This window comes from Microvirga sp. CF3062, from assembly GCF_036314045.1.
Lineage (GTDB): Bacteria > Pseudomonadota > Alphaproteobacteria > Rhizobiales > Beijerinckiaceae > Microvirga.
Window position 1 is genome coordinate 396,469 of the sequence record NZ_JAYGGN010000001.1, and the last position, 17,773, is coordinate 414,241.

The 17,773-nt window shown below is 64.4% G+C and carries 19 protein-coding genes and 1 tRNA gene; 9 read left to right on the forward strand and 11 right to left on the reverse strand.

Going from position 1 to position 17,773, the window contains the following annotated elements; translation table 11 throughout:
• Positions 1 to 81 precede the first annotated feature (81 nt).
• From VB618_RS01900 to VB618_RS01910, 3 genes are all read left to right on the forward strand, one after another.
• Positions 82 to 873: an enoyl-CoA hydratase-related protein gene (locus tag VB618_RS01900; protein WP_329794798.1), complete on the forward strand. Its 792-nt coding sequence runs from the start codon at positions 82 to 84 to the stop codon at positions 871 to 873.
• A gap of 10 nt (positions 874 to 883) precedes the next feature.
• On the forward strand, positions 884 to 1,090 hold the full coding sequence (locus VB618_RS01905; RefSeq protein WP_329794799.1) for a hypothetical protein: 207 nt from the start codon (positions 884 to 886) through the stop codon (positions 1,088 to 1,090).
• 102 nt (positions 1,091 to 1,192) lie between these two features.
• Complete coding sequence (locus tag VB618_RS01910) at positions 1,193 to 3,640, forward strand: caspase family protein (RefSeq protein WP_329794800.1); 2,448 nt, start codon at positions 1,193 to 1,195, stop codon at positions 3,638 to 3,640.
• Between the two features lie 64 nt (positions 3,641 to 3,704).
• Here VB618_RS01910 and VB618_RS01915 read toward each other — a convergent pair whose 3' ends face one another.
• From VB618_RS01915 to moaA, 3 genes are all read right to left on the reverse strand, one after another.
• Positions 3,705 to 4,571, reverse strand: coding sequence for an NAD(P)-dependent oxidoreductase (locus VB618_RS01915; protein ID WP_329794801.1), 867 nt, complete (start codon positions 4,569 to 4,571; stop codon positions 3,705 to 3,707).
• 60 nt (positions 4,572 to 4,631) lie between these two features.
• The gene (locus VB618_RS01920; protein ID WP_329794802.1) at positions 4,632 to 5,423 is read right to left on the reverse strand and encodes a transporter substrate-binding domain-containing protein; all 792 of its coding nucleotides are present in this window, start codon (positions 5,421 to 5,423) and stop codon (positions 4,632 to 4,634) included.
• A 109-nt stretch (positions 5,424 to 5,532) separates the two neighbouring features.
• Positions 5,533 to 6,570, reverse strand: a complete 1,038-nt coding sequence (gene moaA, locus VB618_RS01925; protein WP_329794803.1) for a GTP 3',8-cyclase MoaA — start codon at positions 6,568 to 6,570, stop codon at positions 5,533 to 5,535.
• Positions 6,571 to 6,659: 89 nt separating this feature from the next.
• Here moaA and VB618_RS01930 point away from each other — a divergent pair, with 89 nt between their 5' ends.
• The gene (locus VB618_RS01930; RefSeq protein WP_329794804.1) at positions 6,660 to 7,028 is read left to right on the forward strand and encodes a DUF971 domain-containing protein; all 369 of its coding nucleotides are present in this window, start codon (positions 6,660 to 6,662) and stop codon (positions 7,026 to 7,028) included.
• Between the two features lie 217 nt (positions 7,029 to 7,245).
• Here the strand turns inward: VB618_RS01930 and VB618_RS01935 are convergent, their stop codons facing one another.
• Positions 7,246 to 7,830, reverse strand: a complete 585-nt coding sequence (locus VB618_RS01935; protein WP_329794805.1) for a L,D-transpeptidase — start codon at positions 7,828 to 7,830, stop codon at positions 7,246 to 7,248.
• Between the two features lie 245 nt (positions 7,831 to 8,075).
• On the opposite strand from VB618_RS01935, the gene VB618_RS01940 reads away from it, so the two are divergent.
• A tRNA-Val gene (locus VB618_RS01940) sits at positions 8,076 to 8,150 on the forward strand.
• A gap of 69 nt (positions 8,151 to 8,219) precedes the next feature.
• Here VB618_RS01940 and VB618_RS01945 read toward each other — a convergent pair.
• The gene (locus VB618_RS01945; RefSeq protein WP_329794806.1) at positions 8,220 to 8,921 is read right to left on the reverse strand and encodes an HAD family hydrolase; all 702 of its coding nucleotides are present in this window, start codon (positions 8,919 to 8,921) and stop codon (positions 8,220 to 8,222) included.
• A gap of 90 nt (positions 8,922 to 9,011) precedes the next feature.
• Here VB618_RS01945 and VB618_RS01950 point away from each other — a divergent pair, with 90 nt between their 5' ends.
• The 3 genes from VB618_RS01950 to VB618_RS01960 all read left to right on the forward strand — a co-directional run bounded on the left by VB618_RS01950 (position 9,012) and on the right by VB618_RS01960 (position 10,819).
• Complete coding sequence (locus VB618_RS01950) at positions 9,012 to 9,467, forward strand: hypothetical protein (protein ID WP_329794807.1); 456 nt, start codon at positions 9,012 to 9,014, stop codon at positions 9,465 to 9,467.
• 126 nt (positions 9,468 to 9,593) lie between these two features.
• Complete coding sequence (gene rpiA, locus VB618_RS01955) at positions 9,594 to 10,289, forward strand: ribose-5-phosphate isomerase RpiA (protein WP_329794808.1); 696 nt, start codon at positions 9,594 to 9,596, stop codon at positions 10,287 to 10,289.
• 29 nt (positions 10,290 to 10,318) lie between these two features.
• Positions 10,319 to 10,819: a DUF2059 domain-containing protein gene (locus VB618_RS01960; RefSeq protein WP_329794809.1), complete on the forward strand. Its 501-nt coding sequence runs from the start codon at positions 10,319 to 10,321 to the stop codon at positions 10,817 to 10,819.
• Here VB618_RS01960 and VB618_RS01965 read toward each other — a convergent pair whose 3' ends face one another.
• The 6 genes from VB618_RS01965 to VB618_RS01990 all read right to left on the reverse strand — a co-directional run bounded on the left by VB618_RS01965 (position 10,820) and on the right by VB618_RS01990 (position 16,110).
• Positions 10,820 to 12,259 (reverse strand): FAD-dependent oxidoreductase, encoded by a 1,440-nt coding sequence (locus VB618_RS01965; RefSeq protein WP_329794810.1) that lies wholly within the window; start codon positions 12,257 to 12,259, stop codon positions 10,820 to 10,822. It abuts the gene before it with no gap.
• A gap of 22 nt (positions 12,260 to 12,281) precedes the next feature.
• Positions 12,282 to 12,536 (reverse strand): DUF1127 domain-containing protein, encoded by a 255-nt coding sequence (locus VB618_RS01970; RefSeq protein ID WP_329794811.1) that lies wholly within the window; start codon positions 12,534 to 12,536, stop codon positions 12,282 to 12,284.
• Positions 12,537 to 12,588: 52 nt separating this feature from the next.
• Complete coding sequence (locus tag VB618_RS01975) at positions 12,589 to 12,909, reverse strand: ArsR/SmtB family transcription factor (protein ID WP_329794812.1); 321 nt, start codon at positions 12,907 to 12,909, stop codon at positions 12,589 to 12,591.
• A 177-nt stretch (positions 12,910 to 13,086) separates the two neighbouring features.
• A complete protein-coding gene (locus tag VB618_RS01980; protein ID WP_329794813.1) occupies positions 13,087 to 14,586 on the reverse strand; it encodes a tripartite tricarboxylate transporter permease in 1,500 nt (499 codons plus the stop codon).
• 7 nt (positions 14,587 to 14,593) lie between these two features.
• Positions 14,594 to 15,067 (reverse strand): tripartite tricarboxylate transporter TctB family protein, encoded by a 474-nt coding sequence (locus VB618_RS01985; protein ID WP_329794814.1) that lies wholly within the window; start codon positions 15,065 to 15,067, stop codon positions 14,594 to 14,596.
• Positions 15,068 to 15,138: 71 nt separating this feature from the next.
• Positions 15,139 to 16,110: a Bug family tripartite tricarboxylate transporter substrate binding protein gene (locus VB618_RS01990; RefSeq protein WP_329794815.1), complete on the reverse strand. Its 972-nt coding sequence runs from the start codon at positions 16,108 to 16,110 to the stop codon at positions 15,139 to 15,141.
• A 229-nt stretch (positions 16,111 to 16,339) separates the two neighbouring features.
• On the opposite strand from VB618_RS01990, the gene gor reads away from it, so the two are divergent.
• Positions 16,340 to 17,725 carry a glutathione-disulfide reductase gene (gor, locus tag VB618_RS01995; RefSeq protein ID WP_329794816.1) on the forward strand — a complete coding sequence of 462 codons (1,386 nt, stop codon included), beginning with the start codon at positions 16,340 to 16,342 and terminating at the stop codon, positions 17,723 to 17,725.
• The last annotated feature ends 48 nt before the right edge of the window (positions 17,726 to 17,773 follow it).

The following is a 17,773-nucleotide window of genomic DNA, read 5'->3' on the forward strand; positions in this document are numbered from 1 at the left end:
CCGGCGTGGGTCTCAAAAGTGGTGTCCACTTTTGGGTCCGATGCTCTATGTTCGAGCTCGACGATAAGGAGCTTTGACAGCATGAGCCCGACGACCCTGCGCTGCACCGTCGACGGACCGGTCGCGACGATCACCCTCGCGCGACCCGACAAGATGAACGCGTTCAACGCCGTGATGCATGCAGAGCTGCGCGACGTGCTCGATCAGTGCGAGGCTGACGACAACGTTCGCGTGGTGGTGCTGACCGGGGAAGGACGAGCCTTCTCGTCAGGCCAGGACCTGACAGTCGATCTCAAGCGCGATGAGCAGGGGCGCCTCGACCTCGGACCGGCCCTTGAGCGGGACTACAACCCGCTGATCCTGAGGCTTTCCAATTACCTGAAGCCCGTCATCGCCGCCCTCAACGGCCCGGCCGTCGGGGCTTCCATGAACATTGCGCTCGCCTGCGACATCGTCGTGGCGGCCCGCTCGGCTTATCTGCAGGAGGCCTTCGCCAAGATCGGCCTGATTCCCGATGCCGGCGGCACGTGGATCCTGCCGCGCCTTATCGGCCCGAAGCTTGCGCTTGCCCTCATGCTCAGTGCCGAATCCGTTCCGGCCGAGGAGGCACAGCGCATGGGCCTCGTCTACAAGGTGTTCGAGGACGCCTCCTTCGCGGTCGATGTGGCGGCCTTCGCGTCCAAGCTCGCAGCCGGGCCGGGACTCTCCTACCGCCTCACGAAGCAGGCGGTGGCGCAGAGCCTCTCGAACGATCTGGAAGCGCAGCTCAAGCTCGAGGCGAAGCTGCAGAGCGAGGCGGGATCGAGCGACGACTTCATGGAGGGCGTTGCGGCCTTCCGCGAAAAGCGTGCACCGCGCTTCCAGGGACGCTGAGGAACGAATCATGCGCCCCACCTACTGGATCATAGGCCTCGCAACGTTGAGCATCGTGATCGGCCTGTTCGTGTCGCAGGATCCCGAGCGCGCCGGGCGGCTCTCGCAGATGTACCGGGATGCGGCTCTCACTGGCGAGGCCCGGCAGATGGCGCTCATGGGCCTCGCGGTCGCCATCGGAGCGTTTGTGGTCTATCTCACGATGACGCGGCGCTGACCCTCCGCCGATCGTCCCGTTTTGTTCACGGTGCATTCAACTGCCTTGGCCTTATTCTCTCGGCACCATCCCGCAGAAGCGGGTCGAAGAGGGGCATGAACCGTGTTTTCCCTGAAACGTGCTATCGTTTTTACGGCCTTCGCGCTGACGGCCGTCCTCGGCCAGGCCTCATCCGCCTTGGCTCAGGATCGGCTGGCTCTCGTGGTCGGGCAGGGCGCCTATGAGGGGCGCACGCTTGCCACCGCCGCGAACGATGCGGGCCTGATCGCCCAGACCCTGACCAGCGCCGGGTTCGAGGTCGTCCAGGGCCGCGATCTCAACGCCAACGATCTGCGCAGCCTCGTCCGCGACTTTCTCGACAAGGTCGAAAATCTGGAGCCCGGCTCCACGGTCATGGTCTATCTGGCCGGGCACGGGGTTCAGCTCGAAGGCGACAATTATCTGCTGCCCGTCGATGCCCGCATCCAGCGTGATGCGGACATCGCCATCGAGGGGTTCCGCCTCTCCGACCTCGTCCGTTCCCTCGAGCAGAGCCCGGTCCGGGTAAAGGTGGTGGTGGCCGACATGGCCCGTGAGTTCTCGCTCAGTTCGACGGGCGAGCCTATCGCCAGGGGTTTGGCCCTGATCGAGCCGCCCTCCGGTTTCCTGATGGCTTTCTCGTCCGCGCCCAACATCGTCGCCACGGACGGGCCGGGTCCCTACGGCACTTATGCCACTGCGCTGGCCGAGATGATCCGCCAGCCGGGCCTGTCCCTGGACGAGGTTTTCGCCCGTACCCGCCTGCGGACGCACGAGACCACCAACGGCCTGCAGATCCCCTGGCACGCGGCCAATCTCGGCAATGCCTCCTTCGTGTTCTTCGAGCCGGCGGAAACCGCCGCCGCACCGCTGGTGCGCGAGGTGCGCCGCATCGAGGAGGTGCCGGCCGAGGAGGCCTATGCCATCGCGGTCGAGCGCGACACGATCCAGGATTATCAAACCTTCCTGCGCCGCCACCCCGATCATCGCCTCTCCCGCCGGGTGAAGGCCCTTGTGGCCGCCCGCCGCGAGGCCGTCGTCTGGCGCCGGACCGTCGCGCGCAACACGCGCGAGGCCTACTGGACGTATCTTCGAGCTTATCCGAGGGGCCCGCACGCAGCGGATTGCCGGCGCAGGCTCACGCGTCTCTCCGCGTCCTATTCTCCGCCGGCTGTGTTCGAGGAGGTGATCTACGACGACCTGCCTCCGCTGCTGCCAGAGATGGAGCGGATCGAGGTCGTCGAGGTGGTGACCATCATCCGCGAAGTGCCGGTGCCGCGTCTGCCGGCCTATCTCCTGCCGCGATGGGACGAGGATGATGAGGATTTCATCACCATCATCCGCGAGCCCCCGCCGCCGCCGATCATGGCCGGCATCCTGCCGATTCCGATTTCAATGCCCGTGCCGTATTGGGCGCGCCCGCCTCGCTCCTTCTACCAGCCGATCGCTCCTAGGACCCCCAGGGGGCCGGTCGCCATTCCCGTGCGGGCTCCGTATGTCTTCGATCGCGCCGATGAGCGCCCCCCGGGGCCGCGCCGCAACCTGCGCGACGAGCAGCCTCGCGTGCCGAGGCAGCCTGGCTTGGCCGCGCCCCTCGAGCCGATCCCTGTTTCAGTCAATCCGCGAGGCCCTCGCGAGGGCAGGGATGTTCGTCCCGGCGAGCGTCCGCGCATGCGGCCGGACCGTCTCCCCTCGCGCCGGATCCCGCTGATTGGCGAGGACCAGGAGCGTCCGCGCTCGATCAGGCCCGAAACCGCAGAGCCGGGGGAGCGTCCCGACAGGCCGAGGGGTCAGCGTCCTGACAGGCGCGAGCGTGATCAGGACGAGATCCAGCCTGAGGCTCCGGTTCGCGGCGCGGCGCGCCCGCGCGATCCGAGGCTCGATGCGGATGAGATCCTGCCGCGCCAGCCCAGGCCGGACCGGCCTCGGATCGAGATCGAGCGTCCGGATCGGGACAGGGCCGGACGAGAGCCCGAGCGCCGGGATCCGCGCAACCAACAGGACAGGAGGCCTGATCCGGAGAGGGCCGAGCGGGCGCCAGTCATCGGCCTGCCGCAGATCGAGGATCGCCGTCCCCGCCGTGACGATGATGAGGGTCCTCGTCGGCGCATCGACCGGCCTGCATTCATCGAGCGGTCGGACCGGGACGAGAGACCCGCCCGCCCACAGCGTCCTGCGCTGCGCGAGGAGCTGCGCCCGGATCGACCATCCCGTGACGTCGCGCCTCGTGAGATCGACCGAGGCGAAAGGCGTGCCCGCCCGATCTTCGAGGAACGTCCTGCATCGCGTCGTGTCGAAAGGCCGGACATGCCCGCGTTCCAGGCAAGGCCCATGCCCCGCATGGAGGCCCCTGCGCGGGCCGAGCGGGCTATGCGCGAGCCGCCAAGAGCCTTCGATCAGCCCCGTCCCGGGCGGGACATGGAAAGGCCGTCCCGCGACCGGCCATCCTTCGATGGGCCACCAAGGCGGCAGGTTGACGACGGCCGAGCCCGACGCTGCCAGCCGGGACGGCCCTGTCCGCAGGAGCGCTGAAGTCATGATAAACCGCCGGAGCCCGAAAGCTCCGGCGTTTTGCTTAGGAAGGGTGGATTTGGACTTACTTGTCCAGCCGGGCGATCAGGCTCGACGTGTCCCAGCGGTTGCCGCCCATTTTCTGGATCTCCGCATAGAACTGGTCGACGATGGCTGTGACCGGCAGGCTGGCGCCATTCTTGCGCGCCTCGCCCAGCACGATGGACAGGTCCTTGCGCATCCAGTCGACCGCGAAGCCGAAGTCGAACTTGCCCTGGTTCATGGTCTTGCCGCGGTTCTCCATCTGCCAGGAGCCGGCGGCGCCCTTCGAGATCACCTCGAGCACCGCCTCGATGTCGAGGCCGGCCTTCTTGCCGAAATGGATGCCCTCGGCGAGCCCCTGCACGAGGCCGGCGATGCAGATCTGGTTGATCATCTTGGTAAGCTGGCCGGAGCCGGTGGGGCCGAGAAGCCGGCAGGCACGGGCAAAGCTCATGATCACCGGCTCGGCCGTCCCGTAGGCATCAATGTCGCCGCCGCACATCACGGTGAGGATGCCGTTCTCCGCGCCGGCCTGTCCGCCGGAGACCGGGGCGTCGATGAAGGCGAAGCCCTCCTCCTTGGCAGCGGCGTAGAGCTCGCGCGCCACCTCCGCCGAGGCGGTGGTGTGGTCGACGAAGATGGTGCCTGTGCCCATGCCTTGGAAAGCGCCATCGGGGCCGAGCGTCACTTGGCGCAGGTCGTCGTCGTTGCCGACGCAGGCGAAGACGATCTCCTGGCCCTCGGCCGCCTCGCGCGGGGTCTTGGCGGCGCGTCCGCCGTTCTCCGACACCCACTTGTCCGCCTTGGCGCCGGTGCGGTTGTAGACCGTCACCTCGTGGCCCTTGTCCTTGAGGTGTCGCGCCATGGGATAGCCCATCACGCCAAGTCCGAGGAATGCAACCTTCGCCATCGTCCGCTCCCTGAATGCTCCTCCGGTTCTAGGAAGAGAGGGCGCCAGGGTCAAACGGCACTACTTGATATCGAAGGAAAAATATTTGGCCCGGATGCGGTCGTAGGTGCCGTCGGCCTTTACCTGCGCGATGGCGCGGTTGAGCTGCTCGCGCAACGCCTCGTCCTCCTGACGCAGGCCGATGCCGTAGGCCTCGCGCTTATAGGCAGGCTCCGCCGGCGCATCGCCGAGAATGTGGCAGCAGCCTCCCTCCCGGGTCGCGAGGAACTTCGACAGGAGCAGCTCGTCTGCAAAGACGGCGTCGATGCGCCCCACCAGAAGGTCGAGATTGGCCTCTTCCGCCTTGGCGTAGAGAACGATCTCGGATTCCTTGTAGAAGGTTTTGAGATAGGCCTCGTGGTCGGTGCGCTCGATGGTGCCGATCTTCTTGCCCGCCATCGTCAAGGGCGTCACCTCGCCCGGAGCTGCTTCCTTCGAGGCGATGAACACCGCCGGGATCCGGTAGTAAGGGTCGGAAAAGGCGATCCTCTTCTGCCGGCGCTCCGTGATCTCGAGCGACGACATGATGGCATCGTATTCCCGGTTCAGCAGGCCCTTGATGATGCCGTCCCAGGGGTGCTGGACGAGTTCGCACCGGGCCTGCATGGCCTCGCAGAGGCTCTTGAGCAGATCGACCTCGAAGCCCTGCAGCTCGTTGCTGGCATCGATGAAGTTGAAGGGCGGATAGGCGCCCTCCACGGCAACTCGGATCACGGGCTGCGGCGCGGGAGCTTGTGCCTGCGACAGGCATGGGCTCATGCCCAGCCCGAGCAGCAGCCCGGCAGCAATTGCCAGTCTTCGTCCAAACTTCATTACGCTCACGGCAGCCCAGCCCAAATGGTTGAGCTCGATATCACTTGAAAATACTGAACAGTCAAATGACAGGCTGTCCCAGTACTTCCTTATGAAAGTAAAAATCGGCTTATCCGCCCGTGACGCTCATGTGGCGGCTGAGCGCGGGGCGGGAATGGCGCCGGTCGATGATGAAGTCGTGCCCCTTGGGCTTTCGGGCGATGGCATCCACGATGACTTGGTCGAGCAGATCGTTGCTCTTGGAGGCGCGCACCGGTGCCCTAAGGTCGGCGGCATCTTCTTGTCCCAAGCACATGAAGAGCTGGCCGGTGCAGGTCACCCGCACCCGGTTGCAGCTTTCGCAGAAATTGTGGGTCATCGGCGTGATGAAGCCGAGCCGCCCACTGGTCTCCTTCACCCGCACATAGCGTGCCGGGCCGCCGGTGCGGTCATCGAGATCCTGCAGCGTGTAGCGGGCCGAGAGGCGGGCGCGAACCATGGAGAGAGGGAGGAACTGGTCGATGCGCTGGCCGTCGATCTCGCCCAACGGCATCACCTCGATCAGCGTCAGGTCCATGCCGCGGCCATGCGCCCATTCGAGGAGGGTTTCCAGCTCGTCCTCGTTCACGCCCTTGAGTGCGACGGCGTTGATCTTGACCTGCAGCCCCGCTCCTTGAGCGGCATCGAGCCCGTGCATCACCTTGGTGAGATCGCCCCAGCGAGTAATGGCGCGGAACTTGTCCGGGTCCAGGGTGTCGAGAGAGACGTTGATGCGCTTGACGCCGCAGGCGGCGAGATCCTTCGCGTGCCGGGCGAGCTGCGAGCCGTTGGTGGTGACGGTGAGCTCGTCGAGCGCGCCCGAGTCCAGATGGCGGGACAGGGAGCCGAACAGGGTCATGATGTCCCGGCGCACCAGGGGTTCGCCGCCGGTGATCCGCAGCTTGCGCACGCCCTTGGCCACGAAGGCCGAGCAGATGCGGTCGAGCTCCTCGAGGGTCAGCAGGTCGCGCTTGGGCAGGAAAGCCATGTCCTCGGACATGCAATAGACGCAGCGGAAGTCGCAGCGGTCCGTCACCGAGACGCGCAGATACGTGATGGCCCGGCCAAAGGGGTCCATCAGAGACTGACAAGCCTTGGATGTCTCAAACTGAGCCGGGGAGGCTCTCATGGTAAAAACGCTCTCGCTCACAGGAATCTTGCTTCAATCCGCATCATCAAGCACGTAGCGTCAATTGCAACCGGGAAAAGGGTGAGATCATGGCATCCGAGCGCTGGCCGACGGAACTTCGCCTGTCAAAGGACAAGCGCAGCCTGCATGTCGCCTTCGACGACGGCGCGGCTTTCGACCTGCCGGCCGAGTACCTGCGGGTGACCAGCCCCTCGGCCGAGGTGCAGGGTCACAGCCCCGCCGAGCGGAAGACCGTGCCGGGCAAGCGCGAGGTCGCCATCCTCGGCGTGGAGCCGGTGGGCAATTATGCCGTGAAGCTGGTCTTCGACGACATGCACGACACCGGGATTTATGGCTGGGATTATCTCTACCGGCTCGGAGCGGAGCAGGGGGAGAAGTGGCAGGCTTATCTGGACGAAATGGCCGCTAAGGGATTGTCGCGGGATCGAGTGCGGTAAAAGAAGATCCCGCACTGTCATTCCGGGGCGCCGAAGGCGAGCCCGGAAACCATAAACACGACGGCTCAAGAGAGGATGAGCAGCGCTTAGCCCCATCCTGCACCGTCAGCGATTATGGATTCCGGGCTCCGCTGCGCGGCCCCAGAATGACAGTGGAGCATTCCAGAAATGACAATGGCCGGCACGAGGCCGGCCATGACGTGATGAATGTGAACTCTTACCGAAGAACCACGACCCGCGCGCCGACCTTGGCGCGGTTGTAGAGATCGGTGACATCCTCGTTGGTCATCCGGATGCAGCCTGAGGAGACCGCCTCGCCAATGGTCTCCGGCTCGTTCGAACCGTGGATCCGGTAGATGGTGCTGCCGATATACATCGCACGGGCGCCGAGCGGATTGTCCGGGCCGCCCTTCATGTAGCGGGGCAGGTCGGGACGGCGGTGGAGCATGGCCGCCGGCGGGCGCCAGTCCGGCCATTCGCGCTTCATGGTGACGGAATGGGTGCCAGCCCAGGTGAAGCCCGGACGGCCCACACCGACGCCATATTGGACGGCCTGGCCGTTGCCGAGCACGTACCACAGACGGCGCTCGCTGGTGGAGACAACGATCGTGCCGGGGGCATAGCGGCCGCTGAAGGAAACGATCTGGCGCGGAACTGCGGAAGCCTGCGCACGGTACGTCTCTTCAACGCTGTAGAGCGGCTGGCGGGTGAGAGGATCGATAGCCGTAAATGCCGCAGCCGGCGTCGCGAGCGCGACGAAGGCGCAAGCAAACCCAGTGAGAGCAGCGCGAGTGCGTCCCATAATTGCCTCTGTTTGAACATGTTTGGTGGCAGGTTCGTGCTATCTCAACGCAACAGCCCCGCTTCGGATCCATGGAGTATCAGGCTTTCGCTATAAAATCCTAGTACCGTCCAGTCACGATTTCGCCACGTCCTAACCAGAAGGTTAAGGTCAAGCTGCCACAATCAACGCAGTAAATACTTCGGCCATGAGCCGCTTCTTTGGCTTGACGCAGAGGGTTCTGCGCCTTTAGAAGGCCCTTGTCAGGGCGCGTAGCTCAGCGGGAGAGCATTCGCTTCACACGCGAAGGGTCACAGGTTCAATCCCTGTCGCGCCCACCATTCCTTCCTGACAGACAAGCTTCACATTTCCGTGTGCGCCAGGAGCGCAGGAACGGTACCTTTCGCATGTCAGGCCGCGAGCGGCCTCATCAGGCGCTGGATAGCGGGAAACAGCTCGTCGAAATGCTTGATAACGAGATCCGGCCCAAGCTCCCGCACCGGGACATCCGTGTAGCCGAATGGCACGGCAACGACCGGAATGCCGGCATTCTTCGCCGTCACGATGTCCGTGCGTGAATCCCCGATCATGACGGCCTTGCTCGAATGGCCACCCGCCCGCTCGATGGTCAGGGTCAGGTGGCGCGGGTCCGGCTTGAAGTAGCGGAAGGTGTCACGGCCGCAATTGGCCGCGAAACGATGGCCGATTCCGAGTTCCTTCAGCAGCTTGATCGAGTGCTCCTCGACCTTGTTGGTGCAGACCGCCAGGATGAACCCTGCCTCCTCCAGCCGGCCGAGCGCCTCGGCCACGCCGGGATAGAGCCGGGTCCGGACGCAGATGTTCTCCCCGTAATGGACCATGAACTGCCGGAACAGCTCATCGAGATGATCGGGCGTCAGCTCCTTGCCGGCCGCTTCGAAGCCGCGCTGGATCAACGCGCGGGCGCCCGCGCCGATCATGTCGCGCGCCTTCCTGACGGGCAGGGGGGCCAGCCCCTCGCGGTCGAGGATCACGTTCAGGGTTCCGACGAGGTCGCCGGCCGTGTCGGCCAGGGTTCCATCAAGATCGAAGACGGCGATGGGCGAGACATTGTGTGGGATATCAATGGCCATGAAGGTCGGCTACCTGCTGCGGGCAAGGGAATCAAGCATGGGGATGATAAGGTCCTAAGGTTGATTCGTTCTTACCGAATGGAGTGATAAATGCGGCCTTCTGGTTCCGCGGTGTTTGTTTTCGCAACCCTGGCGTTGGGAGGCCTCGTAGGTCCCGCCCTGGCTGCGTCCTACGATTTCGTTCCCGCCCCCCAGACCGACCTGAACCGTATTTATAGGATCGATCGGATCACTGGCGAGGTCAGCTCCTGCCAATATGGTCTTCAGGAAGGCACAATCGGCGTGACGCTGTGCTTCAGCGCCGGCGAGGGCGCCGGTGCCCAGGCTCCAGGCGAATACGGGCTGGTTGCCTCCCGCCACGAGCGGGAAGGTGGCGTGTTCCGGGTGAACTTCCGGACCGGCCAGATGAGCATCTGCTACGTGTTCGACGAGCGGGTGGTGTGCACGCCGCAGACGACGCCGTCGCCGGCAACCTCCTCAGCGGCGGCCCCGTTGGCGACGCCCAGCGTCAGCCCAGGCTCAGGAGCCTCGCCGCAGCGCCCTTGAGACCCTTTGCCGGGTTATCGGGGCCTGCTCATCCATGAAACGTTCTTTCTTCCAGGCAGTCCGGCATGCTAGAGGCGGGTCTTACGGCCCTCCGGCCGGGCGCCTTCTTAATGTCAGAGGATATTCGTGAGCGACACTCTCAAGCGCGCAGCAGCCGAAAGGGCAGCCCAGGTCGTCACCGACGGGATGAGGCTGGGGCTTGGCACCGGCTCGACAGCGGCCCATTTCGTTGAAGCCATCGGCGAGCGCGTCCGGGGTGGCCTGAAGGTCTTGGGCGTGCCCACCTCCGAGGCGACCCGCGAGCAGGCTCAGCGCGAGGGCATTCCGCTGACCACCCTCGACGAGACGCCGGACCTCGACCTGACGGTCGACGGGGCCGACGAGCTCGACAACGACCTGCGCCTTATTAAGGGCGGCGGCGGCGCGCTGCTGCGGGAGAAGATCGTCGCCTCCGCGAGCCAGCACATGATCGTGATCGCCGACGGATCGAAGCTCGTTACGAAGCTCGGACGCTTCCCGCTCCCCATCGAGGTGATGCCCTTTGGCCTCACGGCCACGGAACGCGCCATTGCCCGGTTGTTGGACTCCCTTTCCATGACCGGCGAACTGCGCCTCCGGCGCGCCGCCGACGGCGCACCCTACGTGACGGATGGCGGCCATTTCATTCTCGATGCGCATCTGGAGCGCATCGACAAGCCGAACGTGCTTGCCTCGACGCTGAACAACATTCCCGGCGTCGTGGAGCACGGTCTTTTCCTGGGCCTTGCCACCGGGGCGATCCTCGCCACCGCTGACGGGCTCGTCGAACTCGGTCAGCTCTGACCAGAACCATGACGATTGGAGCCATACTTATGATCCGTAACGCCTCACGCTTGGCCGCGACCTCCGTCGCGCTGTTCATGCTCGCCAGCCCGGTTTTCGCCCAGGCGCAGCCGAGCGCCAGCCACATGGCTCTCGCGCGCGATGTAGCCATCAGCTCCGGCATGGCTCGCTCGTTCGACGCCATGGTCGAGCCGTTCCTCGACCAATTGCAGCAGATGAACGTGACCCGCCCGGAGATCAAGCAGGACCTCGATCAGGTCGTCGCCCAGCTCCGGCCCGAGCTCGACAAGGAAAAGCAGAAGATGGTCGACAACGCCGCGCGGGCTTTCGCCAGCCGGATGACCGAGGCCGAGCTGAAGACCATCTCCGACTTCTACAAGTCTCCGGCCGGCAGGAAGTACGTGGAGACCCAGCCGGGCATCCTCGATGAAGTCGTGCGGGATCTTGCCACTTGGACGCAGCAGACTGCCCAGTTCGTGATGACCCGTGCCCGTGATGAAATGAGCAAGCGCGGTCATCAGCTGCAGTAATCAACCCACCGGCTCCGCGACAGTCCCGGCTTCCTGCCGGAGCACGGCATCCGCGGAGCCGCATCCACATCCAGTCTTGCCTTCGGCCTTTGCCTCGGCATCGGCTACACAGCAGGCCTCGACCTTTGCAGGAGCAGGGCCGCCGCAGCAGCCAGACGAGCCCGCCGCTCCCTCAGCGGCGCGGTTCGTCGAGCACACTCCCGTTTCCGGCAGGACGAGATGAGTGTCATCAGCAGCCTCCATATCACCCGCAAGGGCTGCCACGACGGAGCGCACCTGTTCGTAGCCGGTCAGCATCAGGAACGTCGGAGCGCGTCCATAGCTTTTGATGCCGACTGTGTAATAGCCAGGTTCCGGATGGGCGAGCTCCCGGTGTCCGTGCGGCGGGACGGATCCGCATGAGTGCAGGTTCGGATCGATCAGCGGCCCCAGTGCCTTGGCGCTCTCCAACCAGGGATCCAGGTCGAGGCGCAGCTCCCGCGTGAGGTTCAGGTCCGGCCTTTGGCCGGTCGCGACGACGATCCGGTCGACGGGGCCAATCTCTCGTTTGCCCCCAGCCGTCTCATCCGAAACAATGACCTGACCGTGGGCGGCACGAATTCGGGTCGCAGAAAAGTTGGGCACCAGAGCGATCTGACCACTCTCCACGAGCGCTTTGAGCCTGAAGCCGAGTTCGCCCCGAGCTGGGAGCTGGTCGTCGCTTCCGCCGCCATAGACCCGCATCAGGTTCGCGCTGCGGGTCGCCCAGACAATGGACGTTCGGGGCTCTTGCTCGGCCAACCGGGCCAAGTCGAGGAGCACATTGGCCGCCGAATGTCCGGCGCCAACGACAAGCGTCTTCCGGCCTTGATAGGCGCTGCGATCGCGTCCAAGCACATCCGGGATTCCATAGGTGATGAGATCCTGATGATCGATCTCGCCTTCTGCCGGAATGCCGCCGCCCCCGAGCGGGTTCGGACTGGTCCAGGTGCCGGAGGCATCGATCACCGCCCGCGCCAGGTCGCGCCTCATGCGGCCGCTGCTATCCCGGATGGCGAGAACGAAGGGCTTTGCCTCTCTATCCCGGCTCAATACCTTGTCGGCACCCTGCCGCGTGATGGTTGTGACTTTGACTTTCGTCTCGATCACCGCTGCCATGGGCGGGATGGCAGCCAGAGGCTCGAGGTAGGCCTCATACAGATCCCGTCCCGTCGGCATGGCTTTTCCGGGAGGTTCCTTCCAGCCGTGAGTTTCCAGCAGGGCACGGGCGACCGGGTCTATGTTGTACTCCCAAGGCGAGAACAGGCGTACATGGGCCCAGTCCCTGACATTCGCCCCCACGGTCAGGCCTGCCTCGTACACCTTCACGGGCAGTCCGCGTCGGATCAGATGTGCGGCAGCCGCAAGCCCGATGGGACCGGCGCCGATGACGGCTACAGGATAATCGGCAAATGATGTCATAGGGGCTACCTCCGGATGATGTTCAGCAGCAGGCGACAGGTTCAGGGGCGATTGCATCCTGCAGGCGCTTGAACAGGTTATTTCCCTGACAGCAGAGTTCCCTCAGCATACGTGAAGGATTCCGATAAAGTGGCTGCGCCAGAGCGGTGCGAACATCGGTCCGTCGGAGTCCAATGTCCTCAAGCAGGTGATCGTCCAGTTCAGACAGCATGGCGACCTGCCGACGGGTACGGGCAGCATGGATCAGACGGTGAAGAGCTGGGATGAAGGCTGCCATGTCTCGTCTCATTTGCTTATACTAGAAACATCGAAATTAGCGGCAAAAAAAATTACGCTGCGGCGGTTCTGATCGGCTTTGCACAGGTGGCATCGGCACAGCACTCGTCGACCAGGTAGCCGATGAGGCCGTTCATGACCGGGTAGTTGGCCCGGCAGATCAGGGTGGTCGCCTGCCGCTCCTGCGTCACCAACTCCGTCAGAAGCAGGCGCTGAAGGTGATGCGAAAGGGTTGAGGCGGGGACACCGAGGCGCTCCTGAATCTGCCCGACAGGCAAACCTGCTTCGCCCGCCCGAACGAGCATTCGGTAGACCTGAAGGCGGGTCGGGTTCCCAAGGGCTTCGAGTTGCTTGGCTGCTTGTTCGATGTTCATGGAAATAAATCTGGAGCAGTGTGCGATGGTCGTCAAGCGATAATTCTAGAATATTCGAAATATGTTCGTCGTTGATCCTATCATTCCCTGGGGTGCCGGGAAGTTGGAGCCACGTTTGAGATGGCTGCCTCTCCGGCGGAGGAGAGCAGGGCTGCTCTCAGCCCTGCTCTTGAGAGGTCAGTCCTCGACAGCCTTGAACCGTCCCAGGCCCTTGAGGAAGAAGGGAAGGACGAGGGCGATCAAGGCGATGGTAAGCAGCGTTGCCGAGATCGGACTCTGCAGAAGCGTCATCGGATCACCCAGGCTGATCGACAGCGCCCGTCGCAGCTGGCTCTCCGCCAGGGGGCCAAGAATCATGCCGACGATGACCGGTGCGATCGGGAAATCGAAGCGCCGCATCAGGAAGCCGAGCACACCGAAGACCGTGAGCATCATGAGTTCCACCGGCGAGGGATTGGCCGCGATGGTGCCCATGGTGGCAAAGACCAGGATGCCGGCATAGAGCCAGGGCTGGGGGATCGTCAGCAGGCGAACCCAGAGACCCACCAGGGGTAGGTTGAGCACCAGCAGCATTACGTTGGCGATGAAGAGGCTCGCGATCAGGCCCCAGACGAGGTCCGGGTTCTGGGCAAACAGCAGAGGGCCGGGGTTGATGTTGTACTGCTGGAAGCCGGCCAGCATCATGGCGGCCGTGGCCGAAGTGGGAAGGCCCAGAGTCAGCAGCGGCACGAGGGTGCCTGCGGCTGAGGCATTGTTGGCAGCCTCCGGGCCTGCCACGCCCTCGATAGCTCCTTTGCCGAAATCTTCCGGATACTTGGTCAGCCGCCGCTCGGTAGCATAGGACAGGAAGGTCGGGATTTCCGCGCCTCCTGCCGGCAGGGCGCCGATGGGAAAGCCGAAAGCCGTTCCCCGCAGCCAGGGCTTCCAGGAGCGCTTCCAGTCCTCCTTGGTCATCCAAAGGGAGCCGCGAACCGCTTCGAGCTTTTCCTCGTGCACATGGCGCCGGGAGGCGACATAGAGCGCCTCGCCCACGGCAAAGAGACCGACCGCCAGAGTCGTGACCTCGATGTTGTCGTAGAGCTCCGGCACACCGAAGCTCAGGCGCGACTGGCCGGAGAGCAGGTCAATGCCCACGAGCCCCAGCATCAGGCCGATGAACAGGCTGGTGAGGCCGCGTACGGGGGAATCGCCGAAGGTGGCCGAAACGGTCACGAAGGCCACGACCATCAAGGCGAAGTAATCCTCCGGGCCGAAGCTCACGGCGATATCGACGAGGTAAGGCGCCAGAAGGGTCAAGCCGAGGGTGGCGATCGTGCCCGCCACGAAGGAGCCGATGGCCGCGGTAGCGAGCGCAGGGCCGCCGCGCCCGGCCTTGGCCATCAGGTTGCCTTCGAGCGCGGTCGCCATGGAGGCGCTCTCGCCCGGCGTGTTGATGAGGATGGCTGTGGTCGAGCCGCCATACATGCCGCCGTAATAGATGCCGGCGAACATGATGATCGAGCCTGCCGGGTCGAGCTTGAAAGTGATCGGCAGAAGCAGGGCCACGGTGAGCGCTGGACCAATGCCGGGCAGCACGCCGACGGCAGTGCCGAGAAGAACGCCGATAAGCGCGAAAAGCAGGTTCGCCGGCTGGATGGCGACGGCAAGACCGCCGGCGAGCGAGGTGAAGGCTTCCATGGTGGCCTCAGAACAGGCGTTCGAGCGGCCCTGCCGGCAGGGACAGGGTCAGGAGCTTGGCGAAGAGCACGTAGACGATAAGGGCGATCACCGCGCCGATGATGAAGTCCGTCACGAAGGCCCGGCGCCCGAAAGCCGTAGAGGTCGCCGCGAAGAGCAGAGCAGTGCCGATCATGAAGCCGCCGCCGAAACGGATCAGCGCAATGAGACAGGCAAGCGCCCCGAGGATCAGGATGATCGGCTTCCAGTCCAGACTGTCACGCACTGGAAGGTCGCCCCTGAAGGCGGAGATGCCATTGCCGATGGCGAGCAGCGTGAGTCCGCCCGAGACGATGATGGGCATGACCTTCGGGCCGAGATCGTAAGGAGACAGGATCTGAAGCTTGCTCATGTCCCACCAGACCACGCCGGCCAGGACGAGAAGAACGATGGCGATGACGAGGCCTGCTACGTCGATGCGCCGCTGGGGGGAGGTGGCCATGGCTATTCCTGCAAAAAAGAAGCGCCGCGCTTCGTGAACGCGGCGCTCCGGACTTCATTCTAGGCTTGAGCTTACGACTTCACCAGACCCACGGCCGTGAGCACGTCCTTAGTGCGGGCCTGCTCTTCGGCCAGAACCTTGGTGAAGGCATCGCCGGAGACGTAAGCGTCCTCCCAGCCCTTGGCCTTCAGGATGTCCTGCCATTCCTTGGATTTCGCCATCTTGTCCATGGCGTCCGTCAGAGCCTTCTTCTGGTCGGCGGAGATGCCGGGAGGGGCCACGACTGCGCGCCAGTTGGCGATCTCGAGATCGATGCCCTGCTCTTTGATCGAGGGCACATCCACATTCGCCGTCTTGGTGGCCGAGGTCAGACCGATGAGGCGCAGCTTGCCGGCCTTCACCTGGCTTTCGAACTCGCCGTAGCCGGAGATGCCGGCCGTCACCTTGCCGCCGAGGATGGCCGCCAGGGCCTCGCCGCCGCCGGAGAAGGGGATGTAGTTGATCTTGGTCGGGTCGGCGCCCGCTGCCTTGGCGAAGAGTGCCGCCGCGATGTGGTCGACGCCGCCTGCCGAGCCGCCGGCCCAGGTCACCTTGGCCGGATCAGCCTTGATAGCCGCGGCAAGATCTTTGGCGTTCTTGATCGGCGAGTCGGCCGGCACCACGATGGCCTCGTATTCCGTCGTCAGGCGAGCGATGGGCGTGGTCTGATCGAGAGTGACAGGCGACTTGTTGGTCAGCAGCGCACCCACCATCACGTAGCCCATGACCATGAGCTGGTTGCCGTCGCCCTTGGAGTTGTTGACGAGCTGGGCGATGCCGATGGAGCCGCCGGCGCCTGGAACGTTGGTGACCTGCGCGCTCTTGGCGGTGCCGGACTGGGTCAGGGCCTGCTGCATGGAGCGGGCCGTCTGGTCCCAGCCGCCGCCCGGCGCTGCGGGCGCCATGATCTTGAGCTCCATCTGGGCTGCTGCCGATGTCACGAATCCGGCCACGGCTGCAGCGGTGAGTGCGCTGCGCCAAAGGCCCTTGCGAAACTGGGTCATGTGGTTTCCTCCATTGACGCTGACGTTGGGTGAAAGCGTCCTGGCCAGACCCTAAAGAGGGAAGTGAGGAGCGGCAAGCGCTTGCTGCTTTATCGCTGTTGAACCTTGGCGTAAGAGCTACACGATCAGGCGGGCAGCCATGTGCCCGGAGCAGGGCTGTCGGGCGGTGTCGGCCGATAACATTCCCTATATGAATTGTTGAACACGGAATTTGAGCGGAGACCGCGCCATGACCTCATTCGATGTTGATCTCTTCGTCATCGGAGGCGGGTCGGGCGGCGTGCGCGCGGCCCGGATCGCAGCCGGTTATGGCGCGAAGGTGATGCTGGCGGAGGGGTACCGGGTCGGCGGAACCTGCGTGATCCGCGGCTGCGTGCCCAAGAAGCTGATGGTCTATGCGAGCCGCTTCGCCGAGGAGTTCCATGAGGCGCAAGGATTCGGCTGGAGCGTCGGTGAGACCCGCTTCGACTGGGCGACCCTGATCCGAAACAAGGACAGGGAGATCAACCGGCTGGAGGGCATCTACCGGACCAACTTGGAGAAGGCCGGCGTCGAGATCGTCGACAGCCGTGCCGTCATCGAGGATGCGCACACGGTTCATGTGCTCAAGACCGGAGCCCGGATCCGCGCCCAGTATATCCTCGTGGCGGTGGGTGCCCATCCGACACTGGAGCCGGTGATTCCTGGCGGCGAGCTCGGCATCACTTCCAACGAGGTCTTCCATCTGGAGACCCAGCCGAAGCGCATCATGGTCGTCGGCGGCGGCTACATCGCCGTCGAGTTTGCAGGCGTTTTCGCCGGGCTCGGCAGCGAGGTCACGCTCCTGCACCGGGGCGACAAGCTCCTGCGCGGCTTCGACGACGATGTCCGAGATGCTTTGGGAGAGGCCTATGCTCAGCGCGGCATCAACCTGGCCCTGGGCCGGACCCTCACAAGCCTGGAGAAAACGGCCGAGGGCATCGCAGGCACCCTGTCCGACGGCTCGACCCTCGTGGTGGATCAGGTGCTCGTCGCCACCGGGCGGCGTCCCAACACCAAGGGGCTCGGCCTGGAGAGTGCCGGGATCACGGTCGACGAGGTCGGGGCTATCCCAGTCGACGCCTATTCCCAGACCCTGATCCCGTCGATCTACGCGGTGGGCGACGTCACCAACCGGGCTAACCTCACGCCCATCGCCATTCGCGAGGGCCATGCCTTTGCCGACACGGTTTTCGGCAACAAGCCCACGATTGTCGATCACGACCTGATCCCGACTGCCGTCTTCTCCACGCCTGAGATCGGCGTGATCGGCTGCGGCGAAGCCGCCGCGCGGGCGATCTACGGAGAGATCGACGTTTACAAGACCGCGTTCCGACCCATGAAGGCGACCCTTTCGGGCGGCAGAGACCGGGTCTTCATGAAGCTGATCGTCGACAAGGTCACCGACAAGGTCGTGGGCGTCCACATCATGGGACACGACGCAGGCGAGATGATTCAGCTCGCCGGCATCGCCGTCACTATGGGCGCCACCAAGGCCGATTTCGACCGCACCGTCGCGGTTCACCCGACGGCAGCGGAGGAACTGGTCACGATGCGCACGCCTGTGGTGGTCAAGCATCCGGTGGCGGTGGGATGACGGAATCGTCGCACCGAGGCAGAGTGCCTCCGCACTCGCGTTTTTATT